Raw genomic sequence first — 25,202 nt, forward strand, 5'->3', positions numbered from 1 at the left:
TCTTTCATAATCAACAGCTCCCCTCATAGCCCTCCGGCAGGCAGTCACACGTAATCGTGGTCGGTGCCGTGGTTAACTTTTCTTGCAAATGCGTAATCAGTTCTTGAATATCTGTTTGGCTCAGTTCGGTTTGGTCGATGGCGTTGACGAAGGCTTGACCACGACACATCGCACACATCTGGTCGAGCTGACTGGTTAGCGCCGTGTCCATGGCGGCCTGTTCGGGAATGAGTGGGGTATAAATGAACTGCCGCCCATTCTTGGTGGTGGCGAGCGCGCCCTTCTTGACCAGTCGACCAATCAAGGTTTTAATCGTTGCGGCCTTCCAGTCGTGTTGCTGGCTGACCAAGTCGATGATGGTATGGCTGTCGGCCTCACCCAGCGTCCAGACGATTCGCATGACCGCCCACTCGGCGTCGGTAATGGCTTCGGTAATTTCAGTATTTTCGGTGATTGCCACGATGAGTCACTCCTTTGTTTACGTTTGTAGTTTTACTTGATGGTTAGAGTTTACATCTGTAAACGTAAAGTGTCAAGAACAAGGTTGCCATTCGATTACAAATTCACTAATAAGTAATTAAAATTTGTGGAAGTTTCCCAATAATCGTGGTGTTACCGCCAAGACTTTGTATAATTGAAAGATAAGTTTAGTTCACGAAGGGAGCTTATTTACCTGTGGTTCTTTTAAAACGCTGGTTACGCGTCATTGCAATCGTCGGCTTGATTGCCACTATCTTGGCACCGGTAACGGCCCAAGCGGCAAGTAAGACGGTCAGTAAGGTACCGGCGCGCGCCGCTTACGTCATGGATGCCAACAGCGGCCAAGTCCTTTACCAGCAAAATGCTGATAAACGGTATCCGATTGCCTCATTATCTAAATTACTAACGGTTTACCTCACCGTCAAAGCTATTAATGAAGGAAAACTCAGCTGGGATGAAGAGGTCACCATGCCGAATAACCTTTTGAAGTTAAGTCACAGCTATGCCTACTCCTCTTTGCGGATGAAGGCGGGAGAAAAGTTTACGGTCAAGCAACTGGTCGCGGCAGCCATGATTGCCTCATCTAACAGTGCGGCCACCGAATTGGGTGAGATTGTCGCCGGCAGTAATGCGAAGTTCATCGCCCTGATGAATCAGCAAAGTGAGACGTGGGGGTTAGAAGCCCACTTCATCAGTTCGTCCGGTCTCGATAACTCCGATCTCAAGGATTACGATCTCGTGTTGCCCGATACCGGAAAGAGCGAGCAGAACCTGGTCTCCGCTAAAGCCATCACGACCGTGGCGCAACAACTCCTGAAGGCGGACCCGGAGATCACCAAAATCGCCAGCCAAACGGAAGCCAGCATCAATGGCACCAAGATCTACAATGAAAACAGTTGTCTGCCAGGCAAGTCGCAGTACAAGAAGGAAAGCGGCATCGATGGTTTGAAGACCGGGTATACGGAAAACGCCAAACTGTGTTTCACGGCAACCTACACGGTTAACGGGCAACGCATGGTCGCCACGATTCTGGGTGGGGACACGACGTTCTCGGCGATGAATAAGCTGATCAAGCAGTTGAAGCAGAAGTATAGCTTGGAAACGACACCACTGACTTCTCAGCGGATTGCGTTAGCCAATGGTCTAGCCACGACCGTGACCGCCACGCCAACGGCTTCACAGGCTGGTGTCTGGTATCAGGATAAGACGGCCAGTCTCACGACGAAGGTCGAGACAAAATTGACGCCGGCACAACTGAGCTCAGGAACGGTCGATGCGGGTGATCCCGTGGCGCAGGCCACCGTCACCGACACACAGACCGGGACTGCCCAGCAGATCACGTACCGTGCTGACCAAACGGCGACCTTATTTGCTGAGCGCGTCGTGTTTACGGCCAAGTCGACGACTGATCAACTGTTGACGGCGTTGAAGCAACCAGTCGCGAGTTTGTTTTAAGAGCTAAACCAATTAATATGATTTAACAGAATCGGGACAGCTGTCTCGGTTCTTTTTTTGATAGCATTTCTTATAGGAAGAGAAAACATTATCGTTCGATAAGCCAAATATGTTAATGGGTAAGCGAACGGCCTGATTTATACCGTGCGCGTTGAATTCGTCCGGACTATTTTATGATGAGATTTATAAGATTGAGATAGAAGGTTTTCAGAAAAAGAGGTCAACTTTATCCGAAAAATTGTGAACGAAACGAGTGACATGTCACGATTCTTAGGAGATTACTGTCCAATTGGTTGCAGAGGTTGCAACTTACAGCAAGCCTAGATTAACATAGTCGCCAGGTAACGGGCGGTTTGACTGCTGAGTGAGTACGGCCAGTGGCTATTCTGGCGATTGCAGGGGGAATGATGTTTTGGGAATTGTTTAAATTGCTAATTTTCGCGCTTAGGTGGTATATCAGAAGGAAAAACCAGTTGGATCTTGGTTTTTAGTGAAAGCGGAAACATTTTTATTTTAAAATTTATCACAAGAACACGTATAACGATAAACGTTGATGTAGCAGTGTATGAGGCCCTGCGAATTGGTAGCAAATCGGCTACCAATTCACATAATTCTTTTAATTTGTCCTTGAAAGCGATTTCTACACGTGGTACGCTGAACCTAACTTGTATACTAGTTATACAAGAGAGCGTTACCGTAAATACCCTAGCTAGGATTACCACAGCGTTCAGTTAAGCCCTTATTTCGCACGTTTAGACTATATCTATTTTTAGGAAGTGTCAGGAAAATTGGATAAAACACAAAAAACGATTACCATCGATGCCGCGCCTTTTAACATAAAAGACCGTATCGGTTATATGTTTGGTGATATTGGGAATAACTTCTCATTTAACGTTATCAACTCGTTCTTAATGATTTTCTACACCAACGTCCTCGGTTTAACTGGGGCTCAAGTTGGTATCTTGTTCTTGACTGCTCGGTTCGTCGATGCCTTTGCCGATATCATGGTTGGGCGATTCGTCGATAACAGTAAGTTACATAAGAGTGGCCGGTTCCAGCCTTGGATGAACCGGATGAAGTACCCATTGATGATTGCCTTCATCTTGACATTCGTGCCAATCGTCAAGGATTGGGCGATGCCAGCACGTTTGGCTTACGTCTTCATTACGTACTTATCATGGGGGATCTTCTATTCCTCAGTTAACATCCCTTATGGCTCAATGGCTTCCGCAATTAGTGGGGATCCTAACGATAAGACCTCATTGTCAACGTTCCGTGCCATCGGTTCTGCCGTTGGTAGTGCGCTGACCAGTTACGTCTTACCACTGATCATTTACGTTGGGGCTTCCCAAAAGATTTCTGGGAACCGGTTCTTCTGGGTCGTTGTCGGCTGTGCCATTGTCGCTTGGGCTTGCTACACGTTAACGACTGCCTTAACGACTGAACGTGTGCGGACTGAAAAGTCTGAAAAGGTACCATTAGCACGTTTGGTTAAGGGCTTGTTCGAAAACAAAGCCTTAGTTGTCTTGGTTCTTGTTGATATCTTAATCGTTATCAACCAAAACTTGTCAGGGACGTTGTTGACGTACCTGTTCAACGATTACTTCAAGGATACGAAGGCCTTGAGTATCGCGTTGGTCTTCAACTTTGCGACTGTTATTCTGTTAGCCCCATTCAGTAACTGGATGACGCGGACGTTTGGTCGTAAGGAATGTTCTATCGTTGCCTTATTCATCGGTGCCGCAATCTACGGGACTTTAATGATGATGCGGACACAAAGCGCCGGGTTCTACCTGGTAATGCTGTTCTTCGGTTCCTTAGGTGCCGGGGTCTTCAACCTGATGGTTTGGGCCTTCATCACCGATGTTATCGATAATCACGAAGTCTTGACGGGTGTCCGTGAAGATGGTGTGGTTTATGGTGTTAACTCGTTTGCTCGTAAGGTTGCCCAAGCTATCGCCGGTGGTTTCGGTGGGTTCATGTTGACCTTCATCGGTTACAAGTCATCTACTGGTGGTGGTGCCCAACAATCAGCTTCCGTTGTTAACCACATCTACACCTTAGCTACTGGGGTACCAACCTTCTGTCTGTTACTGGCCGGCTTGGTCTTACTGTTCTTCTACCCATTGAGTAAGAAGCGCGTTAACGCCAACGCTGCCAAATTAGCTGAAATTCACTCTGAAAACGCTGAAGAGGAAGAAGAAGCTAAGTAAGCAGATCGGTTTAAAAAAGTAAATTAATTTAAAAGAGTCGTGGTCGTCATTCAATTTTGAATGGTGAGCACGACTTTTTCTGTGGTTGGAATTTTTGTGAGATGTGATGCTAGCGGATAGAAATGAAAAAACTATCATAGGAGTGGAAATCCAGGGGGGTTAACCCAGCGTGGTCGCAGGAGGGTAGGGTGTAGCCAGCCGTGACGATGGTGTTAGGACGGGCGCTTGGTTCTTCCCGTGCTTACACCATGGGACGAGCTTGGAAACTCGCGGGTTTATGCGAGGTTTCAAGTCGAGGTCCAAGACCGCACTTTGGCTTGGACCGGTCCCCACAGCAGGCGGAATCCCTGCCAGCCGGAGGCAAAACTTAGTTAATCCACTGATTTCAAAGCATCTAGCATGTTGATCCGTTTCAATTTGCGGTGCATCAGCCACATGACCAGTAAGCTAAAGGCCAGCGTCAGAAGGGCCGAGTACACGTAACTTACAGGATGAATGCCCGGCGAGAACATCAGACTGTCGGTCTCCGCCGTATTGAGGATGTAGCTGTGAAGCCAATCCCCCATGAAGCAACCGAAGAAGATGCCCATGACCGTTAGAATGAGATTTTCTCTGAAAATGTACATCGTGACCTCGCCGTCGTAAAAGCCCAACACCTTAATCGTTGAGAGCTCGCGAATCCGTTCGGAAACGTTGATATTGGTCAGGTTGTAGAGGACGACTAGCGCCAATGCTCCAGCGGCGACCACGAAGATGACGACGACCAGATCCATCGTATCCAGCATCTGGAAGTTGTTTTTCTTCTCCGTACTCAGCAGACTGACGTTGAGCATGCCCTTGGTCTTCAGGAGATTGCTGGCAAATTGGTTCTGGGCCGTTTGCCCGTGATGCTTGAACTGGACCAGATTGCCATTGTAGACGGGGTGCTGGCCAAAGACGTGATGATAGGCCTGCGGTGACAGGTAAATGAAGTGGTTGACGTAGTTTTCCGCGATGGCTGAAATCCGGACGTGCTTGATGGCGTGATTGCCCAGCTTGACCGGCAGTTGGTCACCGACCTTGACGCCGTAAAGCTTGGCCAGCTTTTCATCGATGATGGCGCCCTGGCTGTTGAGCGTGTACGCATGGTGGCTCTGGCGATTCCGCAGGACGACGAACTTTTTCAGTTGCTGTGGCCGCTGGGGCACACTCAACGTTGCCGTTTGGTTGGCTACGTCCGCGCGTTCCACGGTCACTTGTGATTGCTTGAGAACCAGGTCGTTCTTGTATAAGGATTGTTGGTGTAGGGCGCGACGCTGCTGAGCCGTCTGCGTGCCGTTGCGCACGACGATGGCGTCGTAGTGCCAGAGCTGATTGAACTGTTTGACACTGATATCGCCGATGGAATCCTTTAAGCCGAAGCCGGTAATCATCATCGCCATGCAGCCAGCGATGCCCAGAACCGTCATGAGTAGGCGTTGTTTATAGCGAAAGAGATTCCGCAGCGTGACCTTGTGATTGAAGCTCAGACGCCGCCAGAAGCCACGCCAATGTTCCAACCACAACGTCTTGCCAGCCTTAGGGGCCTTGGGTTGCATCAACGTTGCGGGGGTACTGTGGAGGTCGACACGCAGAACAATAGCGGCACTGCCCATGGTGCAGGCCAGCGCGATGACCAGTGCAATCAGGATGTCCGGCCACAGGTACTGGACGTTGATGGCGGGGAGGTTATACATACTGCCATAGGCCTGGGCGATGAACCGGGGGAAGAAATTGACCCCAAAACCCACGCCTAGGAGCGTGCCTAGCAGACTGGCCAGTCCACCATAGAGCATGAACTCACTGCCAATGGCGAGATTGCTGTAACCGAGGGCTTTGAGCGTTCCCATCTGAATCCGCAGTTCGGTAACCATCCGTGTCATGGTCGTTAAACAGATCAGCGCGGCGATGGCAATGAAGAAGAGCGGGAAGACCGTGGACAGCGCCACGACCCGTTGCGTATTCTCGTGGTATTCGCTGTAGCCGGGATTGGCGGCCCGACCGGTATAGAGATAGGTGGGCTGGCCAATCGTGGCAATCTTTGCCTGGGCCTGCTTGATCTGGGTCTGGGCTTTGTGCAGGATTGGCGAGTTGGCTGGGAGCTGTTGGGCCAGTTGCGTCACCTGCTGGATCTGTGGCGCTAACTGCGCGCGAGCCTGCCGCTGAAGCTGGGCTTGGCGTTTCGCCGCTTGGGGCTTGAGCCAGGATTTTAGTTTGGCCGTATTGGCTCGTTGCCGGTGCTTGTACGTTGCGGAGTAGGGGGCAACGGTCGCGAGGTTCTTGAATTGAATGTCGATGCGGCTGGCTACCTTTTGGGTCAGCGTGCCCGGCTTGACCAGGGCGAAATAGTCCAATGTGCCCTTGCTGACGGTTGTAACGCCGCGGGTCGTCTTCTCGATGTAGCGGGGAGAGTTAACGAAGCCGACGACCGTAAACGTCCGCCGGTTAAAGGAGGTGTTCAATTTGGCAGTGGTGGCAATCGTGTAGGTCGATCCTAATTTCAAATGGGGCTGGAGGGTCCGCGCCTGCTGGTCCAGGACGATCTCGTTGGCCTTGCGCGGGAGGTGGCCACTGACCACCGTTAGCCGGTTGACGCGTTGCTTGGCGGGTACCTCGGCCACCCGGACGGTTTGATTGTTATTGAGCTGATTGATGTCCAGGTACTTCACGGCCTGATAGGCAATCTGACTGCGGTGTTGATGTAAAACGGCCAGGTCTTGTCTGGTGAGGCCAGCCGTGGATTGGACGCTATTCGTCGCTAATTTCTGAGTGGCGTAGTAGTCATCGGCAGCTTGAAGCATGTCCGGCCCGGTTGCCCGAATGCCGGTGTAGAAGGCAACGCCGAGAAAAATAATTAACATGATTGAGAGAAAACGGGCCTTGGAACGGCCAATTTCTCGGAACATGGCTTTGACATAACTTTTTGTCATGGCGGCACCTACCATTCAATCTCGGCAACCGGTGTGGGATGCGGGTTGCGTTGAGCGGACTGGACCTGAGCGTCGTTGATGTGGATGACCTGATCACCCATCTTGGCAATGGCGCTATTGTGGGTGACGATGATGACGGTCATATTGGTCCGCCGGGCACCGTCCTGAATGACTTGGAGCACCTGTTTCCCAGTCTGGTAATCCAAGGCACCGGTTGGTTCGTCACACAGCAGGAGCTTGGGGTTCTTAGCGATGGCGCGGGCAATAGCGACCCGTTGCTGTTCACCCCCGGAGAGTTGCGCGGGAAAATTGGCGGCCCGGTCGGTCAGACCAACTAGTCCCAGCGTCTCGCTGACGTCGTGAGCATCCGCGGTAATTTGCGAGGCCAGTTCGACGTTTTCTCTGGCAGTCAGGTTGGGTACGAGGTTGTAGAATTGAAAAACGAAGCCGACGTCCTGACGCCGGTAGGTTGTGAGTTGCTTAGCGGTCAACTGCGCGATGTCTTGGCCATCAATCAGGACTTGGCCGCTGGTGGGGCTGTCCATGCCTCCGAGGATATTGAGCAGCGTGGATTTCCCCGCGCCACTGGGCCCCAGAATGGTGACGACTTCGCCTTGCTCGACACTAAAGGAGATGTCGCGGTTGGCGGTGGTGACTTGGTCGCCTTGGGTAAATTGACGCGTTTCGTTACGAACTTCTATGTAAGCCATACTTGGATTCTCCTTGTCTTTTGCTTTTTTGTTGGTAATAGTTGTTATCGCCTGCGGCTGCCAGGGATTCCGCCTGCTGTGGGGAACGCCTGCAGCCGAAGGGCGGGCTTCCGGCTCGCCTGGAAACCTCGCCAAAGTTCAGCGAGTTTCCCAGGTCGTCCCGTGCTGGAAGCCCGCGCTTACAGCACGTAGTCATGGCGCCGACATCCCTGGCCTTCTCCGGCTGAGGCATCGTTTACCAAGCAATGGTACCGCCATGGGTAGTTTCCATTTCTGGCAACGTGGCAGTTCAATTGAATTCAGAAAAGTACGGTGTGTCATGGCAACCGCAGGCGACACTATACAATCCAGACATTAATCCAATTGTAGGCGGAAACCAATGTAGACGCAACGGGAAACGTTTTCAAAAACGCTTGAAAATCTAACTGGGTCCGGTATACTTGGCGCAGAGATACCGGTTGGGGTATCAATTGGAAACGGAAGGAAGTTTTGTGGATGAAAGTCGTCATTATTGGTGGTGTGGCCGGCGGGATGTCGGCCGCGACCCGGTTACGCCGGTTGGACGAAGACGCTGAGATTATCGTTTTTGACAAAGGGCCCTACGTGTCGTTTGCCAACTGTGGGCTACCGTTTTACCTGTCCGGTGAAATCAGTGAGCACGCTGACTTGGTGGTTCAAACGCCGGAGAAGTTACAGCAGCGCTTCAATCTGGACGTACGGCCGAATCACGAGGTTACCCGGATTCTGCCCGATAGCCACGAGGTCGTCGTCCGGTACGCAGGCCAGCTCACCCACGAGTCCTATGACCGGTTGATCCTGGCGCCGGGTGCGCGGCCAATCATGCCAGATCTGCCGGGTATCGCGGATGCTAAGAACATCTATGCCTTGCGGAGTATCCCCGATCTTGATCAAATTATGACCGGGATCCAGGCCGAATCCACGCAGCATGTGTTAGTCGTTGGTGGTGGCTTCATTGGGCTAGAAGTCGCCGAGAATCTAGTGTTGAGCGGCCTCAAGGTGACGGTCGTTGAACAGGCACCGCACGTGTTGCCCCCACTGGATACCGAAATGGCGGCGTTTGTTGAAGCTGAGCTAGCACGTAACGGCGTACGGGTCATCACTGGTCAGGCGGTCGCGTCATTCGAAGATGCTGGCAAAGTGGCGATTTTGGCGGATGGAACGCGGCTCACCACGGACCTTACGATTATAGCGGTCGGCGTGCGGCCAGCCAGTCAACTCGCTAAGGCTGCTGGTTTACGCTTAGGCTTTCACGGTGGTATCGTTGTCGACAAGCAATATCAGACTAGCGTGCCGGATATCTATGCGGTCGGGGATGCCATCGTGGTCCAGCAACAGGTGACCAATGACCCAACGCTGATTCCCCTAGCATCGCCGGCCAATCGGCAGGGTCGTCAGGTGGCGGATAACATTGCCGGGTTGCCCCACCCCAACCGGGGCAGCCTGGGCACCGCCATCGTGCGGGCGTTTAAGTTGACGGCCGCGGCGACCGGCCTTAGTGAGTATCAGGCGCAACAGGCTGGCCTCACGTATCGGGTAGTTCACGTGCGCGGCGGCAGTCACGCGGGGTACTTTCCCGGGAGCACACCGCTCACCTTAAAATTAGTCTTCAATCCTGATTCTGGGGAAATCTATGGCGCGCAAGGCGTCGGAGAACGGGGCGTGGACAAGCGAATCGATGTGTTGGCCACGGCCATCAAGGGGGATCTGACGATCGACGACTTACCGGAGCTGGAGCTGACCTATGCGCCACCGTTTGGGTCAGCCAAGGACCCCGTCAACATGCTGGGCTATGTTGCGATGAACGTGGCGGAGGGGCTAAGCAAGACGATTCAGTGGCACCAGTTGCCGGCGGCGTTGGCGGCTGGTCGACAGGTGCTGGATGTCCGGGATGTCGATGAACTGGCGGATGGTGAGTTTCCACAGGCCCGTAATATCCCGTTGAATCAGTTACGGCAGCGGCTGACTGAGTTGAATCCGGCACAACCGTATGTGGTCAGCTGTTTCAGTGGGCAACGGAGTTACATTGCCGAACGACTTTTGCGTCAGCACGGCTTTGATGTGGTCAACCTGGACGGGGCGTTTGCCCTGTATCATGCGGTGCGGCCACAAGACCTGATCTATCAGCGGTAAGCCGTAAAAGGTGATTGTATTTTTAATATACCCCCCTATATAATTAATTAAGAGAAACGTATTTTGCAATTATTTTGGAGGAGACTCATGAAGACACTACGGAAAGCGGCCCTATTGATTGCCGCTACCTTTACGCTGACCGGGGTTGCAGAACCTATGGTCATTCACACGACGACGGCCGAAGCCAAGGCCTCTAAGGTTTGGATTGCGCCGAACCATGGTAGGAAGTACCATTATGCCAAGAATTGTCGGGGGCTCAGTCACGCGGGCAAGCTCAAGCACGTGACGCTGAAATGGGCAAAGAGCCACCACTACAAGCTCTGTGGCTGGGAAAAGTAAGCATCTTTAGAATGCGTAAGCTAAGGTTGGGAGAAATCCCAGCCTTTTTTTGTGTTCCCGTTCAGTGAATGCCTATCGTAGTTGACTGTCAAAATTAAAACGCGCATGCTGTCACTAAGGGGGAGTACATATGCAGACATTTTCAAAGATTCGACCGTGGATTGCCGGAGTCGTCGCTTGTTTGACCATCGGGGGACCGTTGGTGGTTATGATTAACGGATATGTTTTGATGGCGGAAAACGACCCATCTCATCCGGATGCTTTGGTCTTAATGGGATTATTGGTTTGGGGGCTTGTTGGACTCATTGGCGTCCTGACGTATGGCATTCATACCTACCGTGTTGGCTGGCGACAGCTCCCAATGCGTCAGCGAATTTTATTGACACTTTATGGCATTGTCTTTCTAATTGGTCTATTCATTTGGCTGGCATTCCTGGGGTTGACGCCCTTCGAATGGGCCTACTGGATTATTTATGGGCAAGCTTATTAACCGGTATAACTGAACATCAGATACTTAAAAGGGCTTCCAGAAGTCGTCGATCGATTTCTGGGGGCCTGTTTTCGTTGATTAAAAGATAGTAAAAATCAAGAAACAAATGACTTGCCTTCGAGTGGGCCTAAGGGACTAAAATAAACTCATCAGTTAGAAAATGGAGGATTAGCTATGCCAACAATTACGGATACTTTTACGTTGAATAACGGTCTCAAGATGCCCAAGGTTGGGTTTGGCACCTGGCAAACGCGGCCCGGTAAGGAAACTTACGATGCCGTCAGCAATGCCTTAAAGGCTGGGTACCGTTTCATCGATACCGCCAAGGCCTACAACAACGAGCAGAGTGTCGGCGAAGCCTTGCGGGACAGTGATGTGGCCCGCGAAGATATCTTCGTACAGACCAAGTTGCCCGCTGAATCCAAGTCCTACGACGCGGCAATGGCCGACTTCAAGAGCAGTTTAGCTGCCTTGGATCTCGACTACGTGGATTCTTACATCATCCACGCACCATGGCCATGGGCACAAATGGGGTCTAACCACGATGCCGAAAACCGCGACGTTTGGCGCGCCATGCAGGATATCTATGCCAGCGGTCAGGCTAAGTCGGTTGGGGTCTCCAACTTCAACTCTCACGACCTGGAAAACCTGTTAACTTGGGATGGCTTAACCGTTAAGCCCGCTGTTGACCAGATTCAATACTACGTGGGTCACACGCAGGCGTCCATCGTGAAGACGGCGGAAGCCAATGACATCACGGTTCAGGCGTACTCCCCACTAGCTACCGGTGGGTTAATCGACAGTCCCGAATTGGAACGGGTCGCTGGTAATTACGGCGTGTCGATTCCACAGTTAGCCCTGCGCTACATCGTTCAAAAGGGCGTGGCGCCACTGCCTAAGGGCCGTTCCATGGTTCACGTTCAGGCCAACACGGAGCTGGACTTTGAGATCAACGACAAGGATATGGCCTTTCTCGACCGGTTGTCGGATCCTAACGGCTGGCATCCAGTTGGTGACTAGTGTTGGGTTGAATCAGTCTGGAACTGACGGTGACAAGCCTAGCTGGTATTAAAATCAAAATAAATTAACCGATAAATGACGGTTCCTCAAGATACGAGGAACCGTCATTTTTTGGTTAAGAAAAGATAAAGTTCGGGAGAAATGTGAGACTGAATTCGGCATTTTGACATTAGTAATAAGTATAGGGCATTTTCGGAAAGAAGCCATCTATGCCTGACAACTATATTGCATCATTTGAAATAGGTATTTGATATGGCTAGGACTGATCACTATACTAGGCATCATCCAGAAATAAGCAAAGGAGCCATTCAAATGACAGAACCAATTATCTTTCAGCGGGCGCTACAGGGCTTACCACTCGACTTTTCCGGTGAAGATTTCCGGGAGATCGACGAAACGGTGCAACGCACGCAGGAACTCTTGAAACAGTTTAACCAAAGGGACCAGACGCCGGCTCAGCGGCGCGCCACGCTCAGTCAGGTCGTGGGATACAGCGTGCCGGAATCTGCGGAGATCAATGCACCGGTACACAGCGACTTTGGGCCGCACATCTTTATCGGCGAGAACGTCTACGTGAATCAGGATGTCATGTTCGTGGACCTGGGCGGTATCTACTTGGGCGAGGGCGCACTGATTGGGCCGCGTGCCACGCTGGTCACGGTCAACCATCTCGAGGATCCGGCCCATCGCCGTGACGTTTAGGCCAAAGCCATTCACATTGAACAGAATGCCTGGATCGGCGCCGGGGCAACGGTGCTTCCCGGGGTAACTGTTGGTGAGAACGCCATTGTGGGCGCCGGAGCCGTGGTGACCAAGGATGTTCCCGCGAACGTGGTGGTCGTGGGTACGCCGGCGAGAGTGTTGCGTCGGGTGAAGGGCGCGCCGACTGATTAGGATATAAAAAGGAGCCGACAAGTGCCAGCTCCTAAGGTCATAATCAGTCTTAATTTTCAGTCGGCGTCAGTTCTGCGCGAACCTGAGTCAACAACGCTTGTGCCGCCGTGGACAGGCGTTGGCCCTTTAGCCAGACCAGGCTCGATCCGGAAGATGTCCGGGGTGCCAGTGGGACAAAGGTCAGGTCGGACTGGTTGGTGTTGACGATGCCATCCAGTCCCAGTGCATTCCCCACGCCAGCAGATACCAGCAAAGATGCGTTATACAGCAGGTTGTAGGTGGCCGCGACGTTCAGGTCCTCTTGGGTGAGGCCGAAGACGGCGTGAATTCGCGCGCTGCCCCCCTGTTGGGGAAGAATCAGCCGCGTCTGCGCCACGTCGTCCAGACTCACGGTAGGTTGTTGGGCTAGGGGCGAACTGTTTTGGACGAGCAGCCCCCAGCGACTTTCGCCGGGGAGCCGCAAGAAGTCATAGTCGCTCTTATCCGTGGGTTCCATGACCACGCCGAAGTCGAAAACACCGGAGGTCAATTGGCTGTGAATGTCGCTGGCATCGGTACTGACGAGGTGAATCTGAACGTGAGGATGCTGCTGATTGAGGTGGCCGATGGCCTGCGCAACCGTCAATACGCTACGGGCCTCCGCACTTCCCACGTAGACGGCACCGCTGATGTCCGTTTCCTGATGAATGTTCGTCAGGGTCTTATCGGTCAGGGAGAGAATCTGGCGGGCCTGGTTGGCAAAATATTCGCCATCCGGGGTCAGCTGAATGGTCCGATTGCCGCGCGTAAAGAGGGTCGTCCCCAGCTCTTCCTCGAGTTCCTTTAACTGGCGAGAGACGGTTGGCTGCGACACGTGCAAACGGGCCGAGGCCTTACTGATAGTCTTTTCTTGAACAATCATCAAGAAGTAACGGAGAACGCGTAATTCCATGGCACTCAGCTCCTATAACTAATTTGTATAGCATTCAATCTAATCTAAGCATTCGACATGCCGGAAGTCAAGCCATAGGATGGATGTATAAGGTGACAAGGAAAGGAGGTAGCGTGATGATGGAACAATGGACGCCGCAACGGCTACAGAGTTTTGCGGTTGCGGATGATCTGCAGGTGTCCCCGTTGTACGATGATGGTCGAACCTGTGGCACGCCGACCTGGATCTGGTCGGTCGTTGTGGGCGAGCACCTGTACGCGCGCGCCTGGAATGGGCAACGTTCCTCGTGGTACCAAGCGGCGGTTCGGCAGCAACGCGGGCGTATTCACCTAGCCGGTTGTAATTTTCAAGTCAGCTTCGCCGCAGTCTTGGCCAATAGCGCCGTAACTGAGCAGATTGACGCAGCCTATCGGCAGAAATATGCGGGCAGTGGATACCTGCTACCGATGCTCCAGGTGGGCCCGCAATCCGCGACGGTCGAGATTCGACCGATTTAAGTGGCTGATGGTTAGCTAGACTTGCGTCGTCCAGCTCCAGATTCCCAACGTAAGTAGGGCAACGTCAGTCAGGGCCAATCCCACAAAGACGGGCATTAGCAGTGTGAGCAACATCAGAACGATCGTCCCACTGGTGGCCCAGAGCTTAGGGGATGACAGTGGGTGCACGTTGTAGAGTTGCGGCCGCGTCAGTGCCAACAGGGCCAGTAATACCAGTGCCGTGACGATGATGAGGCCCGTGTAGTAAATGGGTTTGCCGGTCTCGTAGGTCTGCGAGATGAAGAAGGATTGCAGGGTCAGACAGGCAATCAGAAAGCGATGAATCCCGCGGAACAGCGAGATGGGCCAATAATGGCTGGCGGTTACTTCCCGCTCGTCCATCAGCGTGTAATAGATCATCCAGGTCCCGATGATGCAGACCAGAGCAGCGGTGAAGTGGGTGTAATCGGCGAGCTCCGTGTGTTCCGCCGTCATGTGTTCGATGATGCCGGCCAGCGATTCGCCCAAGACAATCATGGTAAAGAGGCCGTAGCGTTCCAGAATGGCGGAGTTGAGTTCAAAGGGAATCCCCCGGCGCTTAAACTCAACGTCGAAGTTGTGGTTCTCGGCCATGACGGTACTAATGAAAATCAACAGGCTGAGGACAATCAATCCCTGTTGCCACAGTAGGCTCGGTGCCCAGATGCTGCCGATGAAGATGATTTCCCCCACGATGTAGGCAATCAAGAAGGGCCGCGTAGTCGTCGCGTGCAGCGGATCGGCAACCATGGTCTTGAAGTAGAGGTACATGTAGATCAGTTGGTTGAACGAGTAAGCGAGGATGAAGCCGGTATAGTGACCGGCGAAGGCGTCGGTCGTATAGGTCGCCGTGATGGCGACGGCAACGATCTGTAGGAGGGCAAAGCAGGTATTTCGCAGGTTCGCCTTGCCGTGCAGGTCGAAGTACAGCACCATGTTGGTCCAGGTGTTGAAGAAGAACAGGAAGAGCACCCAGAAGGTCACAAAGCCAAAAAGGGTAAAGTGTTCGGACAGGTTCTCCACGAAGCTATGGATGATGACGACATAGACTAAGTCGGAGAAGAGTTCCAGCCAGGAAATCTTCCGGTTTTCGATGGTATTCGTGATGGTTCGTGGTGCGCCCCACCAGGATTTGCGTGTATGATTCACAGTGAATTCCCCCAAAGTTTTTAGGTATGTAGGGTAAGTATGATTTTAGAACGGCGATACGTCAAGCCTCCCCACTCGCCACGGGTTACTTAACCGCTGGCAATGGCGAAAACTGGGGATTCGGGTCGTAAGCATGTCACTTTTGAATAGCAAGACATAATGATTAGGTGTTTTACATTGTAACCGATTACTCGTATGATAAACACAGGATTATCCCTATTAAGAGGGCATCAAGTCACTGTCAGTTTATCCAGCAAAAGGAGAAAAAATAATGACAACTATACCAGCAAAAATTGCATTGGGAACCTGGGCCTGGGGCGATACGCCCGAAGGCCAAGTCTTTGGGAATTATTTGACGGCCGACGATCTGAAGCCAGTCGTTACGGCGGCGATGGCTGCTGGATTCAACTTATGGGACACGGCTTACGCTTACGGTTCCGGTGAATCCGAATCGAAGTTGGGTGAGCTCCTGCAGGACTATCCGCGGGACAGCTACCAATTGTCCACGAAGTTCACGCCCCAGATGGCCGCGGGCGACAGTGACCACGAAGTCGCTGACATGCTCGAAGGCAGTCTGAAACGGTTGCACACCGACACTATCGATATCTACTGGATCCACAACCCCGCCGACGTTGAAAAGTGGACGCCACAACTGATTCCGCTGGTCCAAAGCGGCAAGATCAAACGCGTGGGGGTCTCCAACCACAACCTCGCCCAGATCAAGCGGGCCAATGAAATCTTGGGTGAAGCCGGTATTCAAATTTCAGCCGTGCAAAATCACTTCAGTCTCCTGTACCGGTCCTCAGAAGAAGCCGGCATCATTGACTACTGCAAGCAACATGACATCACGTTCTTTGGCTACATGGTCCTGGAACAGGGCCTCTTGACCGGTCGGTACAACGTCGACAATCCTTTGCCTGCCGGAAGTATGCGCGCGAGCGTCTATAACGAGGTCTTACCACAAGTGACGGCCCTAAACGATGGCTTGAAGGCGATTGGCGCTAAGCAAGACGCTTCCGCTGCCGAAGTTGCCACGGCCTATGCACTGGCTAAGGGTGTCACCCCAATCGTGGGGGTCACAAAGGCCAAGTACATGCCAAGCGAAACGAAGGCGTTAGCCCTGAAACTCAGCGATAGCGATATCAACAGACTAGAAGAATTAGCAACGGCCGCAAACGTGAACACGAAGGGTTCCTGGGAAGCCCCAATGGCTTAGGCCAGCCCGCGACTACATGATGAAGATGTAAATCGAATTGGAGGATAACTAGATGACAAAAGTAATGATTGTCGGCGCACATGGCGCCATGGCACAACTGGTAACGGAACGCTTACTCAACGAAACGACGGCGACTCTGACGCTATTCTTGCGCGATGCCTCGCGGTTGAATCAATACGCGACAAACGACCGGGTAACCCTCGTCGACGGCGACATCAAGGACACGGTATTGGTGGCCAAGAGTATGGCTGATGCGGACGTAGTTTACTCCAACCTGGGTGGTACGGACTTGGCCGACCAAATGCAGAGTGTCCTCGCCGCCATGGCACAGACCGGGAAGCACCGGTTAATCTACATCAGTTCATTGGGCGCCCATCATGAAGTTCCCGGCAAATTCGGCGAGTGGAACGAACAGGCGATTGGGGCCTTTCTGCCGGGGTTCCGCAAGACGGCCGAATTGGTGGTCGACTCCGGCGTGACTTACACCGAGATTCGCCCGGCTTGGCTGACGAACAAGGACGAAGTCGACTACGAAGAAACGCAGTTGGGTGAAGACTTCAAAGGGACCGAGGTCTCCCGAAAGAGTGTCGCGGACTTCGCCTTCAAGGTCATCACACAGCCGAATACTTACCAGAATGCCAGTGTGGGCTTGGACAAGCCCGGGACTGACGGCGACCAACCCAGCTGGGTCTAAGGGAGACGTCTATGACAGTCATTGACGTTTTCGCCCACATTTTACCGCCTGAGTTTCTCGCGCAAATGAACGCGGTCCAGCCCAACATTCTGGATAACTTTCCGTATATGAAGAACGATTTATTGACGGATGTGGCTAAGCACCGCGCGTCCTTACCCGCCGACCATCAACAGATTCTCTCGGCGGTCAACCTGAATCCCGAGGACTTTGTCAACCCCGAGCAGGCCGCGGCACTCTGCCGGTCGGGCAACGACGAGTTAGCGGCAACGGTCCGGGCCAATCGGGATATCTTCCCAGCTGGGGTGGCGATGTTGCCGATGAATAACGTTCCGGCGGCACTCAAACTGATCGATGAGCAGGTCGCCGGTAGCGATGTCTTGGTCGGCGTGCAACTCTTCACGCAGGCGCTGGGTCAACCGATCACGGCGCCCGTTTATGAACCGATCTTTGCCAAATTAGCGGCGATCGGTGCCCCAATTTGGCTCCATCCCGTCTTCGATACGCACAAACCGGATAACAACCTGACGTTTAGCTGGGAATACGAGTTGACGCAGGCGATGTACGGAATTGTGGCGGCGAAGTACTTCCGGAAGTATCCGGGACTCAAGGTCATCGTGCATCACGCGGGGGCCATGGTGCCGTACTTTAGCCAGCGCATCAAGTACATTCAAGGGCCGGCAGACTATGCCGATTTCCAGAAGTTCTACGTGGATACGGCGATTCTAGGCAATCCCAAGGCATTGGAGCTCGCTGTCGACTTCTTCGGCAGTGACCACGTGCTCTTCGGGACCGACTCGCCATTCGGAATTCCACCGGTCGGGCCGACAGCGGTCATTGAAGAAGCCGTCTCCGCGATGGCCATCACGGACCAGCAGCGACAAGGCATTCTCCACGACAATTGGCAGACGCTGATGGCGTAGATTGGACGAAACGACAGGTCAAAAGGGGGCAACTTTATAATGAAGACGGAACACGAAAAATTATTGGCGGGCCAGGATTACGATTACCGTGATCCTGAGCTCCAGCAGCTTATCACTCGCGGAAAGCAACTGCTCACGGTCATCAACGGGGGTCAGGGTGCCGCTCGGCAAGCGGCCATTCAGGATTTCTTTGGTCGCACGGGCCAGCGTTTGACCATCAACGGGTACTTCAGCGCGGTCTATGGCGTGCATATCCAGGTCGGCGATGATGTCTTTATCAACGGCAACTGTACGTTCCAGGATTCCAATCAAATCATCCTGGGTGACCGCGTGATCATTGCACCGGACGTGAAGCTGTACTGTGGCAGTCACGCGCTGGACGCCACGCACCGGTTCGGCGTGCGGCCGGATGGCAGTCGGTACCTAATTACCACCACCGCGCCCATTATGATCGGCAACGACGTATGGATCGGGGGTAACGTGACCATCATCGGCGGCGTGCACATCGGCAATAACGTTGTGGTTGGTGCAGGGGCCGTGGTTACGAAGGACGTCCCAGATAATATGGTCGTCGCCGGTGTTCCAGCACGGATCATTGAAACGTTACCGCCGTTGCCTCGGAATTAGATAATTGTTTGGCACGTAAAGGAAAGTGAGACGAATGGCAAATCAAGCAACGCCGTTATTTCGATTATTCAAGTTGACCATCACTGCCGAACAGCGGGCTAATTTTGTCGCAGCCGGGAAACACAATCTGGTGACGTCGATGCAAAACGAGCCCGGAACGCTGGCTATGTACGCCCTACACGTGGCACCGGCTGGACTGGAGAATCGCGTCATCGAGGTCTATCGCGATGCCGCCAGCTACGACCAGCACGCCAATTCGCCGCAATTCAAGGCGTTTCGGGCGGTGGCGAAGGATGCCGTGACCCAACAGGCTGTGGTGAATCTCACGCCAATCGTGCTCAGAGAACAGGCACGGCCCCTGATGGTGAGCGGTGAGCCGCGCTTCGTCCAGCTGACGGAAGTGACCCTCGAGCCGGGCCAGGCAACCGCGTATCAGGAACTGGTTACGGCGAGTGGTTCGGCAGCAACGACCACTCAGGCCGGACGGCTGGTCATCACCATTGGGCGAGTCGTCGATGATCCGCAAAAATGGGTGGTCTTTGAGGTCTATCAGGATAAACTGGCCTATCAACGCTACCAGCAGACGGCGGCTAACAGGCACTATCAGCTCGCGAGTCAGTCGTTGATCCAGACGGCCCAGACAACGGTGCTGAGTCCGGACACCTTGGTCAATCAGGGTGGGTTAACGCTGGTCGATCGCCAGGGTTAGACCTGGATGTGCCTCTTAGGATAAGTAGAGTTTTAGAAAGAAGTGGCAACATGGAATACGGCAAGTTTGGCAATACGGGATTAGATGTGTCGCGCCTGTGTCTGGGCACGATGGGCTTTGGCAATGCGTCAACGGGGATGTTTCCGTGGGCCGTTGACGAGGAAAAGAGTGAACAGGTCATCAAGCAAGCGCTCGACCTAGGCATCAACTTCTTCGACACCGCGAATATTTATTCGCACGGTGACAGCGAGCGCTTCGTGGGTCGGGCACTGAAGAAGTTGGCGAACCGGGATGAAATCGTCCTGGCAACCAAGGTCTTCTTCACGCCGGAAAAGGCACCTAACGTGGCCGGACTCTCGCGCAAGGCCATCTTTTCACAGATCGACCAGAGCCTGAAGCGTCTGCAGACGGACTACGTGGACCTGTACGTGATTCACCGGTGGGACTACAACACGCCGATCGAAGAGACCATGGAAGCCTTAAACGACGTGGTCAAGTCCGGGAAGGTCCGCTACATTGGGGCCTCGGCGATGTTTGCCTGGCAATTTGAAAAGGCCCAAGCGGTCGCGGAACAGCACGGCTGGACCAAGTTCGTGTCGATGCAGAATCATCTGAACCTGCTCTATCGTGAGGAGGAACGGGAAATGCTGCCGCTGTGTGCGGACCAGGGGATTGCGGTGACGCCGTATAGTCCACTGGCATCCGGGCGGCTGACGCGGGACTGGTCTGGTGAGACCAAGCGCTATGCGACCGATAAAGTGGCGCGGTCCAAGTATGATGACAGTAAGCAACTGGATCTGCCAATTATTCAGCGGGTCGGTGAGATGGCCAAGAAGTACGGCGTCGAACGGGTTCAGATTGCGCTGGCCTGGTTGTTGCAGAAGCCAACGGTGACGGCACCCATCATCGGTGCCACCAAGTCATCGCATTTAACCGGTGCGGTCAAGGCGTTGGACGTTCACCTGAGCGCGGATGACGTGGCCTACTTGGAAGCTCCGTACCTGCCGCATGAACTGGTCGGGCCATTGACGGCTGATGAAACGGATTATCAACGTTAACTAGATGAGATGCGAAAAGCGGTGTCACCCCCAGATAGGAGCGACACCGCTTTTTTGATCCATAGCATAAGTCACGCTTAGTAACGTTGTGTTGGTTGGGGATTGTTCCCGCTGAACAAGGTGATTCTCTGATGGCTGTATTGCTTATTCTCAATGATGTCGATTACGCCCTTGGCGAAATCGGCGTAGGAAATATAGTCTTGCTTGCCGTCATTGGGATTTTGGGAGCGAGCGGGCTTGAATTCTTCACCCGCGACCCGGTAGCTGCCCGTACGTTTGCCGTCGGGGTCGAAGTTGTAAGTGGGCGTGACGTAAGTCCAGTTCACATCATCGGTGCCACGGAGAACCTTTAATCCCTCGGCGTGAGCGGAACCGAGATCCTGCATGTAGTCAGGATAATACAGGGGGAGTTCTTGCAGCGTGTGGGTATGGGCGGCGTTGATATACAGCGTATTGGCGCCACCGACCTTCAGATAATGAATGGCCGTCCCCTTGATCAGGGCAATCATGTGTAGAGGCCCCGTGTAGTGGATGGCTTCGGTGGCGGGGGTCCAGGCACCAACAGCGTCGACAATGGCGTCAACATCGGCAATATCTTGCGGCGTCAGTTTCAGCATATCCTTGATGATCACGTTAGGCCGCGTTGCCCCGGCGTGTTGTTGGTGCGCAACGCCCACGACGTCATGTCCGCGGGCCTGAGCCTCCGCCATAATCAGACGGCCGAGATGACCATACGCACCAATCACCATGATTTTCATAGTCAGACTTCCTTTCGATTAGTAAAAACTTGGCTTGGCGCCCTCAGTGTGCGGTTCGCTGATACCGATGGATTGCTTGATGGCTTGGCTGTCATCGAGAATGAGGGTACCGATGTAGGCGGCGACACTCTTTCTGGAGACTTCAGTGCCCTTAAAGGTTTGGCCCTTCTGAGTTAACTCATAGTTGATGGTCTCTTTGTCGGAGAACCAGGCCGGCCGAATAATGGTGTAAGCGAGTGAGCTACTCTCCACAACCTTGGCACCAGCGGCGTAGGCGTCCAGGGTACTACCGAGCATTTGTTGGTTCCACTTCCCGTATTTCCCGGGAACCTCGCCGTAGATGCCGTTCGCGGAGATCCAGATCAGGCGATTGACTTTGGCGGCCTGCATGGCTTGAACCACGGCTTGACCTTGTTGTTTCAAATTAGCGCCGTAAAGGTTAGCGTAAACGAGGTCCTGACCACGCATGGCTTGGGTCAGCGTCGCGGTATCCTTAATGACGTCGGCGACGACCACTGTCACCCGGCTGTCGTTTCTGATGGCAGCTGTGAGACGTTCGGGGTGGCGCACCAACAGGGTCATTTGAACCTGGGAATCTTCAATGAGGTTTTCTTCGACCAGCGTAGCGATGGAACCGGAAGCACCTAAAATTAAAACTTTTTTCATAATAAATATCCTCCTAGAATGAGATGAATTTAACGACTAAGACACCGAGAAATAGAACGCAGAGACCGATGATTTTGGAGCGGGTGATTTGGGTTTTGGGAGAGGCAAACAGGCCAAAGTTTTCGACTAGGGCGCTAAAGAACAATTGACCAAAGAGTGCCAGAACAACCACTTGACCCGTGCCAATCAGAGGAACGAGCCAGGAGCTGCAGAGCACGTACAGCGCGCCGATGATGCCGCCAATCCAGATCCACCAGTAGTGGCGGCCCTGTTTGACGGCCAGCCGGAGATTGGTGAATTTTGTAGAAACGGCTAGGTTAACGATCAGCAGGCAGAGAACCCCGATGGAAAAGGAAACGAAGGCGGCATGAATCGGTGAACGGAGAACCGTGCCAAGATAGCCGTTGACCGCGGTCTGAATGGCCATTAACATGCCGGCGACAATCGCAAATACTTGATACAAAATGAGGGAGTCGTGGGCGATGGGCAGTTGCGCATCCTTACCATCTTTGCGGATGGCGTCCTGCGCATCCAAAATGCCCAGGGACAGCACGACACCAGCTATGATGAGACCTAATCCTAGAATCTTGGCCAGGGTGAGTGGGCTGCTCGGAGATTTGAACAGGCCAAATTGATCAATGATGACGCTCATCACGATTTGTCCCATGATGGGGAGCACGGTCGTCTGAAGGCTGCCGATCTTTTGAAACAAGACGACGTTGCCAGTCAGCGCGATTGCCCCAAAGAGACCGCCGAGCCAAAGCCAACCCGGATTGTGGGTGAAGACGGTGCTACTGATCATTAGCGATTGGTGGGTAAAGAGACTGAGTAATAATAGGAATAGCCAGGCCATCAGGAAAGAAAAGCCGGATGAAAGGTAGGATGAAAAAGTAAAGCTTCTCAATTTTGAATTGACAGCGGTTTGCATCGCTAAGCCTGCGCCCATGGCGACAGGAAAGAGTAAGAGTAGCACGAGATCACTTCCTAAATGGTTAATTGCGGTCAAGGTAACGGGATGCTTGAATGGCGCGGCGTCAGTTAATTAATCGGATTTTTCGATAGCTGGGATGACTGGTGGACATTGGTCGAGTAAACGCCAACTGTTGCAATCTTGCACGAACGTGAGCCGCTGTTGGTCCGTCCGTGCAGCGTTTCCCTGAATCTGCCACTTGACCTGAACTTGCAAAGTCCCTCGGGGCATCGTGAGCTGTGGCGCATCGGGAGTAGAGCATGCTTGGTAACGGAGTGTCTCGTTTTGAATGGCATCGATCCAGTCGTATTTGGTGTAGGTACGGCCGTTGATGAGGTGGAGTTCTGCGGTAGTCGCCAGTAGACGGTCCAGTTGGCAAATGTCTTGGGTTGTTAATGCAGTAACCAGTTGTTGGTAACAGTCGATCAGTGCGAGTTGGTTAGTGTCCAATAGAATCCCGCTCCTTTCTTTCGTAGCATCTGGGGAAATATGGTAGTCCATTCTTGACGTTTCTTATCATAACCGGAATTGTAGCGCCAACCAATATGGCTTTACGATGGGAATCATCGGAAAAACCGATGGATAAAAAAAGACCCGCATTTGGTGGGCCCTTCACGGGTGAAATCAGGTTAATCTCGTGTGGCTAGTGGCGATTATTCCTCGGTAAATTGGTCCTTTAAGATCTGGGCGAACGTTTCGACGTAGAAGCCGGAATTGTTCTTTTTCCAGTAAGCGTAGTAATGCTGCGTGAGATCGCGGCCGTGGTCAACGAGCTTTAGGACGCGGTTAATCGTGGGATCAATTTGGCTAGCGGTGCGGCTATTGACGACGACGTAGCCTTGACCGGCAGAGGCTAACATTTGAGCCTCGCCAAAGCTGGCGGCAATCTGAAAGGGACTTTGAATTCCCAGGACATCGCGATAGTAGCGTTGTTCAGACGCATATTCATCGGCCCCAACGATGAGAATGCAGGGGAGATCGACGAGGTCAGTGGTGTCGATGCTGATGGTTTTAGTCGCCGCTACTTTGTCGGCGAGGACCACCATGTAATCGGCAGAGGTCAAGAATTCATTTTCGAAGTCCGGTGAGAATTCGTAACGGTGATCGGAGAAGTTCAGGTCGATCTTGTCGGCCCGAATCAGAGAAAAAAGTTCGTGATAGGAATCGCTGTGGATTTGAACGCGAACCTGGGGATAGGCGTGAGAGAATTGCGAAACGGCTTGTAAGAATTCTCGTGATCCGAATTTTCTTAAATACCCCAAGTGGAGGGTGTAGGTTTCCTGAGTCTGCTGGGCGATTGCCTGGGTTTCGTCAACCAACTTGGTAACTTGTTCCAAGACCACCTGGCTGTGTTGATAGAAGTATTCGCCAGCGGGGGTTAATTCAAAGCTGCGGCCTTTGCGCTGAACTAAGGTTACACCGAGATGTTCCGAAAGCTCCTTGATACGTTGGGACAGCGATGATTGTGACATGTGACATTCTTCCGCTGCTTTGGTGTAGCTGTGATTCTTGACGACCGCGATAAAACATTGCATTTGTCGAAACATGATTTTTGCTCCTTAGGTGTCAGCTCTATATCGTATGCGAGGTGAGTTTCTCTTTAGCATAACTGAATTTTAGGGAAATTGCGAAGGGTTAGGCGATTGAGGAGTTGGCAAGCGGTATTAAAAACCGGTAGCACCCAATTAACGAGTGCTACCGGTTCTTTTGGCAATTAGATTAGTGAATAACAACTTTCATGTTGTAAGGCACGTGGCTGTAAATCCAGTGGGCGTCGGCAACCCGTAACCGCACACAACCGTGACTGGCCCGTTTGCCTAACTTCTTGGCTTCGCTGACAACGTACTTGCCGTGGGCGTTGACCGGAACGGAGTGGAAGAGGTAGGTTCCCCAGTATTTGAAGGACGTCCAATAGTTGGCGCCTTCCTTGGAACTGGCGTTATAGAAGTGCGTGCCGCGGTTTTGAATGTGGAACGTTCCGGTAGGGGTCGGGGATGATTTCTTCCCGGTCGAGCAGATCATGGTGTAGAGCACTTTCTTCTTGCTGGCCATGATGTACACACGCTGCTTGGCGATGGACACCTTGATGAAGGCCTTCTTGTGCTTCTTCAGATTAGGATAGGCTTTCTTTTCAGAAGGCTGTTTCCAAGACGGGGTCTTCGCCGTCTTCGTGGTTTTGGCGCTAGCGGTGGCCATCTGGGTAGGCGTAGCGATGGCAGTAATGCCAACGGTTAAGCCCAATATGGCAAATAGGCCGGCGATGAATACTTTTGTTTTACGCATGGAACT

Annotated in this window: 26 protein-coding genes; 15 read left to right on the top strand and 11 right to left on the bottom strand. The window is 52.8% G+C overall.

Features of this window, described 5'->3' with window-relative positions:
- Positions 1 to 10 precede the first annotated feature (10 nt).
- The gene (locus tag EKM73_RS06840) at positions 11 to 460 is read right to left on the bottom strand and encodes a CopY/TcrY family copper transport repressor (RefSeq protein ID WP_125701223.1); all 450 of its coding nucleotides are present in this window, start codon (positions 458 to 460) and stop codon (positions 11 to 13) included.
- A gap of 215 nt (positions 461 to 675) precedes the next feature.
- Between EKM73_RS06840 and EKM73_RS06845 the strand changes: the two genes are divergently transcribed.
- Complete coding sequence (locus EKM73_RS06845) at positions 676 to 1,935, top strand: D-alanyl-D-alanine carboxypeptidase family protein (protein WP_125701224.1); 1,260 nt, start codon at positions 676 to 678, stop codon at positions 1,933 to 1,935.
- A 788-nt stretch (positions 1,936 to 2,723) separates the two neighbouring features.
- Positions 2,724 to 4,148 (top strand): MFS transporter, encoded by a 1,425-nt coding sequence (locus tag EKM73_RS06850; protein ID WP_125701225.1) that lies wholly within the window; start codon positions 2,724 to 2,726, stop codon positions 4,146 to 4,148.
- 371 nt (positions 4,149 to 4,519) lie between these two features.
- On the opposite strand, the gene EKM73_RS06855 is transcribed toward EKM73_RS06850, so the two are convergent.
- Together EKM73_RS06855 and EKM73_RS06860 are read right to left on the bottom strand one after the other, a co-directional pair.
- Complete coding sequence (locus tag EKM73_RS06855) at positions 4,520 to 7,096, bottom strand: ABC transporter permease (RefSeq protein ID WP_125701226.1); 2,577 nt, start codon at positions 7,094 to 7,096, stop codon at positions 4,520 to 4,522.
- A gap of 8 nt (positions 7,097 to 7,104) precedes the next feature.
- Complete coding sequence (locus EKM73_RS06860; protein ID WP_125701227.1) at positions 7,105 to 7,806, bottom strand: ABC transporter ATP-binding protein; 702 nt, start codon at positions 7,804 to 7,806, stop codon at positions 7,105 to 7,107.
- 495 nt (positions 7,807 to 8,301) lie between these two features.
- Here EKM73_RS06860 and EKM73_RS06865 point away from each other — a divergent pair, with 495 nt between their 5' ends.
- The 6 genes from EKM73_RS06865 to EKM73_RS12885 all read left to right on the top strand — a co-directional run bounded on the left by EKM73_RS06865 (position 8,302) and on the right by EKM73_RS12885 (position 12,700).
- The gene (locus tag EKM73_RS06865; RefSeq protein WP_125701228.1) at positions 8,302 to 9,957 is read left to right on the top strand and encodes an FAD-dependent oxidoreductase; all 1,656 of its coding nucleotides are present in this window, start codon (positions 8,302 to 8,304) and stop codon (positions 9,955 to 9,957) included.
- A gap of 87 nt (positions 9,958 to 10,044) precedes the next feature.
- Positions 10,045 to 10,296, top strand: a complete 252-nt coding sequence (locus EKM73_RS06870) for a hypothetical protein (RefSeq protein ID WP_125701229.1) — start codon at positions 10,045 to 10,047, stop codon at positions 10,294 to 10,296.
- Positions 10,297 to 10,426: 130 nt separating this feature from the next.
- Positions 10,427 to 10,786 (top strand): hypothetical protein, encoded by a 360-nt coding sequence (locus EKM73_RS06875; protein ID WP_125701230.1) that lies wholly within the window; start codon positions 10,427 to 10,429, stop codon positions 10,784 to 10,786.
- 174 nt (positions 10,787 to 10,960) lie between these two features.
- Positions 10,961 to 11,806, top strand: coding sequence for an aldo/keto reductase family protein (locus tag EKM73_RS06880; RefSeq protein ID WP_125701231.1), 846 nt, complete (start codon positions 10,961 to 10,963; stop codon positions 11,804 to 11,806).
- 312 nt (positions 11,807 to 12,118) lie between these two features.
- Entirely contained in the window at positions 12,119 to 12,508 is a 390-nt protein-coding gene (locus EKM73_RS06885) for an LbetaH domain-containing protein (RefSeq protein WP_225421328.1), read from the top strand.
- A gap of 15 nt (positions 12,509 to 12,523) precedes the next feature.
- On the top strand, positions 12,524 to 12,700 hold the full coding sequence (locus EKM73_RS12885; protein ID WP_225421336.1) for a DapH/DapD/GlmU-related protein: 177 nt from the start codon (positions 12,524 to 12,526) through the stop codon (positions 12,698 to 12,700).
- Between the two features lie 49 nt (positions 12,701 to 12,749).
- On the opposite strand, the gene EKM73_RS06890 is transcribed toward EKM73_RS12885, so the two are convergent.
- Complete coding sequence (locus tag EKM73_RS06890) at positions 12,750 to 13,631, bottom strand: LysR family transcriptional regulator (protein WP_125701232.1); 882 nt, start codon at positions 13,629 to 13,631, stop codon at positions 12,750 to 12,752.
- A 116-nt stretch (positions 13,632 to 13,747) separates the two neighbouring features.
- Between EKM73_RS06890 and EKM73_RS06895 the strand changes: the two genes are divergently transcribed.
- Positions 13,748 to 14,128: a DUF2255 family protein gene (locus tag EKM73_RS06895; protein ID WP_125701233.1), complete on the top strand. Its 381-nt coding sequence runs from the start codon at positions 13,748 to 13,750 to the stop codon at positions 14,126 to 14,128.
- Between the two features lie 15 nt (positions 14,129 to 14,143).
- On the opposite strand, the gene EKM73_RS06900 is transcribed toward EKM73_RS06895, so the two are convergent.
- Positions 14,144 to 15,295, bottom strand: a complete 1,152-nt coding sequence (locus EKM73_RS06900) for a low temperature requirement protein A (protein WP_164508882.1) — start codon at positions 15,293 to 15,295, stop codon at positions 14,144 to 14,146.
- Between the two features lie 271 nt (positions 15,296 to 15,566).
- Here EKM73_RS06900 and EKM73_RS06905 point away from each other — a divergent pair, with 271 nt between their 5' ends.
- From EKM73_RS06905 to EKM73_RS06930, 6 genes are read left to right on the top strand one after another with little or no spacing between them, the layout of a single operon-like run.
- Positions 15,567 to 16,511, top strand: coding sequence for an aldo/keto reductase (locus EKM73_RS06905; protein ID WP_125701235.1), 945 nt, complete (start codon positions 15,567 to 15,569; stop codon positions 16,509 to 16,511).
- Between the two features lie 52 nt (positions 16,512 to 16,563).
- The gene (locus EKM73_RS06910) at positions 16,564 to 17,205 is read left to right on the top strand and encodes an NAD(P)H-binding protein (protein WP_125701236.1); all 642 of its coding nucleotides are present in this window, start codon (positions 16,564 to 16,566) and stop codon (positions 17,203 to 17,205) included.
- An 11-nt stretch (positions 17,206 to 17,216) separates the two neighbouring features.
- A complete protein-coding gene (locus tag EKM73_RS06915) occupies positions 17,217 to 18,125 on the top strand; it encodes an amidohydrolase family protein (RefSeq protein WP_125701237.1) in 909 nt (302 codons plus the stop codon).
- Positions 18,126 to 18,164: 39 nt separating this feature from the next.
- Positions 18,165 to 18,752, top strand: coding sequence for a DapH/DapD/GlmU-related protein (locus tag EKM73_RS06920; RefSeq protein WP_125701238.1), 588 nt, complete (start codon positions 18,165 to 18,167; stop codon positions 18,750 to 18,752).
- 34 nt (positions 18,753 to 18,786) lie between these two features.
- The gene (locus EKM73_RS06925; RefSeq protein ID WP_125701239.1) at positions 18,787 to 19,461 is read left to right on the top strand and encodes an antibiotic biosynthesis monooxygenase; all 675 of its coding nucleotides are present in this window, start codon (positions 18,787 to 18,789) and stop codon (positions 19,459 to 19,461) included.
- Positions 19,462 to 19,511: 50 nt separating this feature from the next.
- Entirely contained in the window at positions 19,512 to 20,519 is a 1,008-nt protein-coding gene (locus EKM73_RS06930) for an aldo/keto reductase (protein ID WP_125701240.1), read from the top strand.
- 77 nt (positions 20,520 to 20,596) lie between these two features.
- Here the strand turns inward: EKM73_RS06930 and EKM73_RS06935 are convergent, their stop codons facing one another.
- From EKM73_RS06935 to EKM73_RS06960, 6 genes are all read right to left on the bottom strand, one after another.
- Positions 20,597 to 21,277, bottom strand: coding sequence for an NAD(P)-dependent oxidoreductase (locus EKM73_RS06935; protein WP_125701241.1), 681 nt, complete (start codon positions 21,275 to 21,277; stop codon positions 20,597 to 20,599).
- Between the two features lie 18 nt (positions 21,278 to 21,295).
- Positions 21,296 to 21,943 (bottom strand): NAD(P)H-binding protein, encoded by a 648-nt coding sequence (locus tag EKM73_RS06940; RefSeq protein WP_125701242.1) that lies wholly within the window; start codon positions 21,941 to 21,943, stop codon positions 21,296 to 21,298.
- Positions 21,944 to 21,956: 13 nt separating this feature from the next.
- A complete protein-coding gene (locus tag EKM73_RS06945; RefSeq protein ID WP_225421330.1) occupies positions 21,957 to 22,916 on the bottom strand; it encodes a DMT family transporter in 960 nt (319 codons plus the stop codon).
- A 69-nt stretch (positions 22,917 to 22,985) separates the two neighbouring features.
- Entirely contained in the window at positions 22,986 to 23,363 is a 378-nt protein-coding gene (locus EKM73_RS06950; protein WP_125701243.1) for a nuclear transport factor 2 family protein, read from the bottom strand.
- Positions 23,364 to 23,566: 203 nt separating this feature from the next.
- A complete protein-coding gene (locus tag EKM73_RS06955; protein WP_125701244.1) occupies positions 23,567 to 24,460 on the bottom strand; it encodes a LysR family transcriptional regulator in 894 nt (297 codons plus the stop codon).
- Positions 24,461 to 24,632: 172 nt separating this feature from the next.
- Entirely contained in the window at positions 24,633 to 25,196 is a 564-nt protein-coding gene (locus EKM73_RS06960) for a L,D-transpeptidase (protein WP_125701245.1), read from the bottom strand.
- Positions 25,197 to 25,202 lie beyond the last annotated feature (6 nt).

This window comes from Levilactobacillus fuyuanensis, assembly GCF_003946395.1.
Taxonomy (GTDB): Bacteria; Bacillota; Bacilli; order Lactobacillales; family Lactobacillaceae; genus Levilactobacillus; species Levilactobacillus fuyuanensis.